Source organism: Ruegeria sp. SAZD011, assembly GCF_059612545.1.
This window is the reverse complement of sequence record NZ_JBXWQU010000042.1, coordinates 1-4,411: the sequence shown is the minus strand read 5'-3', so window position 1 is coordinate 4,411 and position 4,411 is coordinate 1. Positions and strand designations below refer to the sequence as shown.

Here is a 4,411-nt window from a genome sequence, read left to right as displayed (position 1 = left end):
CGGGCGTATGGAAGAGTGGACGTGGTCGTGGGCGTCGATTGCCGAAGGGTCGTGTTTATAGCGACGAGGGTTTGGCGGCTGTACGGGCTTTGTTGGGGGATCGTCCGCGGCGGCGGGATTTGCTGATCGAGTTTCTGCACCTGATCCAGGACGCTTACGGTCATCTGTCGGCGGATCATCTTGCGGCTTTGGCGTTCGAGATGAAGCTGGGGCAGGCGGAGGTTTACGAGACCGCAACCTTTTACGCGCATTTTGACGTGGTGAAGGAGGGCGAGACACCGCCGCCGGCGCTGACGATCCGGGTCTGCGATTCGCTGAGTTGCGAGCTGGCCGGGGCCGAGCAGCTGCGCGCGGCGCTGGAAGAGGGGCTGGATCCGGGCCAGGTGCGCGTGTTGCGGGCACCCTGCATGGGGCGCTGCGACACGGCGCCGGTGCTGGAGCTGGGCCATAACCATATCGATCACGCCACGCCGGAGAAGGTGCGGGCGGCGATTGCGGCGGGCGATACCCATGCGCATCTGCCCGATTACGAGGGGTTCGACGCCTATGCGGCGGCGGGCGGTTATGCGGTGCTCAAGGACCTGCGGGCGGGCGGCGACTGGGAAGCGGTGCAGGACAGCGTGCTGGCGGCGGGCCTGCGCGGTCTGGGCGGCGCGGGTTTCCCCTCGGGGCGCAAATGGGGCTTTGTGCGGGCCAATCCGGGTCCGCGTTACCTGGCGGTGAATGGCGACGAGGGCGAGCCGGGCACCTTCAAGGACCGCCATTACCTGGAGCGGGTGCCGCATCTGTTCCTCGAGGGCATGCTGATCGCGGCCTGGGCGGTCGAGGCCGAGACCTGCTATATCTACATGCGCGACGAATACCCCGCCGTGCTGGAGATCCTGGCCGCCGAGATCGCGGCGCTGGAGGCGGCCGGGATCGTGGCCAAAGGCTATATCGACCTGCGCCGGGGCGCGGGCGCCTATATCTGCGGCGAAGAAAGCGCGATGATCGAGAGCATCGAGGGCAAGCGCGGGCTGCCCCGGCACCGGCCGCCCTTCGTGGCGCAGGTGGGTCTGTTCGACCGTCCGACGCTGGTCCATAATATCGAGACATTGCATTGGGTTGCGCGGATCTGCCGCGAGGGGCCGGAGGTTCTGAATTCGGTCGAGAAGAACGGCCGCAAGGGCCTGCGCAGCTATTCGGTCTCGGGCCGGGTGGCGAAGCCCGGGGTGCATCTGCTGCCGGCGGGCTCGACCATCCGCGACGTGATCGCGGCGGCGGGCGGCATGGCGGCGGGCCATGTGTTCAAGGCCTATCAGCCGGGCGGGCCGTCGTCGGGCCTGCTGCCGGCGAGCATGGATGACATCCCGCTGGATTTTGACACGTTGCAGCCCCATGGCAGCTTCATCGGCTCGGCGGCGGTGGTGGTGCTGAGCCAGCAGGACAGCGCGCGCGACGCGGCGCTGAACATGCTGCGCTTTTTCGAGGACGAGAGCTGTGGCCAGTGCACCCCCTGCCGGGCGGGCTGCGAAAAGGCGGTCAAGCTGATGCAGGCCGAACACTGGGACCGGCCGCTGCTGGAAGAGCTGTGCCAGGTGATGGCGGATGCCTCGATCTGCGGTCTGGGCCAGGCGGCGCCGAACCCGATCCGGCTGACCATGAAACACTTCGCGGAGGAGATCTGAGATGGCCGACGGCGCACATGTCGAGATGGTGAGCTTTACCCTCAACGGCGAAGAGGTCACCGTGCCCGAGGGGCTGACCATCTGGGAGGCGGCGCATGGCCGCGGCCTGGTGATCCCGCATCTCTGCCACAAGCCCGACCCCGGCTATCGCCCGGACGGCAATTGCCGCGCCTGCATGGTCGAGGTCGCGGGCGAGCGCACGCTGGTGGCCTCCTGCATCCGGCCGGTGGCCGAGGGCATGGTGGTCACCACCGACAGCGCCCGCGCCGAGGGCGCCCGCAAGATGGTGGTCGAGCTGTTGCTGGCCGACCAGCCCGAGGTGGCGCATGACGCGTCCAGCCATTTCCACGCCATGGCCGATCTGAACGGGGTGAGCGAGAGCCGCTTTCCCGCCAAGACGCCCGACAGCGTGCCGCTGCTCGACGACAGCCATGTGGCGATGCGGGTCAACCTGGATGCCTGCATCAACTGCAATCTCTGCGTGCGCGCCTGTCGCGAGGTGCAGGTCAATGACGTGATCGGCATGGCCGGGCGCGGGGCCGGGGCGCAGGTGGTGTTCGACCAGAACGACCCGATGGGCGCCTCGACCTGCGTGGCCTGCGGCGAATGCGTGCAGGCCTGCCCGACCGGCGCGCTGATGCCGGCGACCGTGCTGGACAGCTATCAGCATGGCGACAGCGCCGATTACGACCGCGAGGTCACATCCGTCTGCCCGTTCTGCGGCGTGGGCTGCCAGCTGAGCTTCAAGGTCAAGGACAACAAGATCAAATACGTGACCGGCGTCGATGGTCCGGCCAACGAAAGCCGGCTCTGCGTCAAGGGGCGGTTCGGCTTTGACTATATCGACCACCCGCACCGGCTGACCAAACCGCTGATCCGGCGGGAGGGCGCGCCCAAGGGGCTGAACGTCGACCCGGGCAATCCGCTGAGCCATTTCCGCGAGGCGAGCTGGGAGGAGGCGCTGGATTTTGCCGCCCGCGGCCTGGCCGATCTGCGCGCGCAAAAGGGCAGCTATGTGGCGGGCTTTGGCAGCGCCAAATGCTCGAACGAAGAGGCCTATCTGTTCCAGAAGCTGATCCGCCAGGGCTTTGGCCATAACAATGTCGACCATTGCACCCGGCTCTGCCATGCCTCCTCGGTCTCGGCGCTGCTCGAGAATGTCGGCTCGGGCGCGGTGACCGCGACCTTCAACGAGATCGAGAACGCGGATGTGGCCATCGTGATCGGCTGCAACCCGATCGAGAACCATCCTGTTGCGGCCACCTATTTCAAGCAGTTCACCAAGCGCGGCGGCAAGCTGATCGTCTGCGACCCGCGCGGCGTCGGCATGGGCCGCTTTGCCACCCACCGGTTGCAGTTCAAGCCGGGCGCGGATGTGTCGATGCTGAACGCGATGATGCATGTGATCGTCGAAGAGGGGCTGTATGACCAGGCCTATATCGACCAGTTCACCGAGAACTGGGAGGAGATGAAGGCGCATCTGGCCGACTACGCGCCTGAGAAGATGGAGCCCATCTGCGGCATCGCGGCCGGTGATCTGCGCGACGCGGCGCGCACATTCGCCGCGGGCAAGGCGGGCATGATCTTCTGGGGCATGGGCGTCAGCCAGCATATCCACGGCACCGACAACTCGCGCTGCCTGATCTCCCTGGCGCTGATGACCGGCAATGTGGGCAAGCCCGGCGCGGGCCTGCACCCCCTGCGCGGTCAGAACAACGTGCAAGGCGCGTCCGATGCGGGTCTGATCCCGATGTTTTTGCCCGATTACCAGTCGGTGACGGATGATGGCGTGCGCTCGGCCTTTACCTCTGTCTGGAACTCGGGCGACTTCTCGAACCAGAAGGGGCTGACCGTGGTCGAGATCATGCATGCGATCCACCATGGCGACATCAGGGGCATGTATATCCTGGGCGAGAACCCGGCCATGTCGGACCCCGATGTGGACCACGCCCGCGCCGCGCTGGCGATGCTCGACCATCTGGTGGTGCAGGATATCTTCCTGACGGAAACGGCGAACTATGCCGACGTGATCCTGCCCGCCAGCGCCTGGGCGGAAAAGACCGGCACCGTGACCAATACCAACCGCCAGGTGCAGATGGGCCGCCCCGCCGTGGCGCCCCCGGGCGAGGCGCGCGAAGACTGGTGGATCGAGGTGGAACTGGCCAGGCGCCTGGGCCTCGACTGGGATTACACCCACCCCAGCCAGGTCTTCGCCGAGATGAAGCGCAACATGAAATCGCTCGACAACATCACCTGGGAGCGGCTCGAAGGCGAGGCGGTCACCTATCCCTCGCTCAGCCCCGAGGATCCGGGCCAGGCCATCGTCTTTGGCGACGGCTTCCCGCGCGCCAACAAGCGGGCCCGCTTCACCCCGGCCAGGATCGTCGAACCCGACGAGCGGCCCGATGCGGACTATCCCTTCGTGCTGATCACCGGGCGGCAGCTGGAGCATTGGCATACCGGCTCGATGACCCGGCGGGCCAGCGTGCTTGACGCCGTCGAGCCCGAGGCCAACTGCTCGATGCACCCCGCCACCCTGCGCGCAATGGGGATCGAGCCCGGCGACATGATCCGCCTGACCACACGGCGCGGCAGCGTCCAGGTCATGGTCCGCGCCGACCGCGCCATCGCCCAGGACAACGTCTTCCTCCCCTTCGCCTATGTCGAAGCCGCCGCAAACATCCTCACAAACGCTGCCCTCGACCCCTACGGAAAAATCCCAGAGTTCAAATACGCAGCCGTAA

The 4,411-nt window shown here is 66.6% G+C and carries 2 protein-coding genes; both read left to right on the top strand.

From position 1 onward, the window contains the following. Nucleotides 1-1,667: NAD(P)H-dependent oxidoreductase subunit E (locus AC2FLM_RS22115; protein ID WP_496859979.1), on the top strand; the 1,667-nt coding region annotated here is incomplete at its 5' end. A gap of 1 nt (nt 1,668) precedes the next feature. Further along, nucleotides 1,669-4,411 (top strand): formate dehydrogenase subunit alpha (gene fdhF, locus AC2FLM_RS22110; protein ID WP_496859978.1); only part of this gene is annotated, 2,743 nt, incomplete at its 3' end.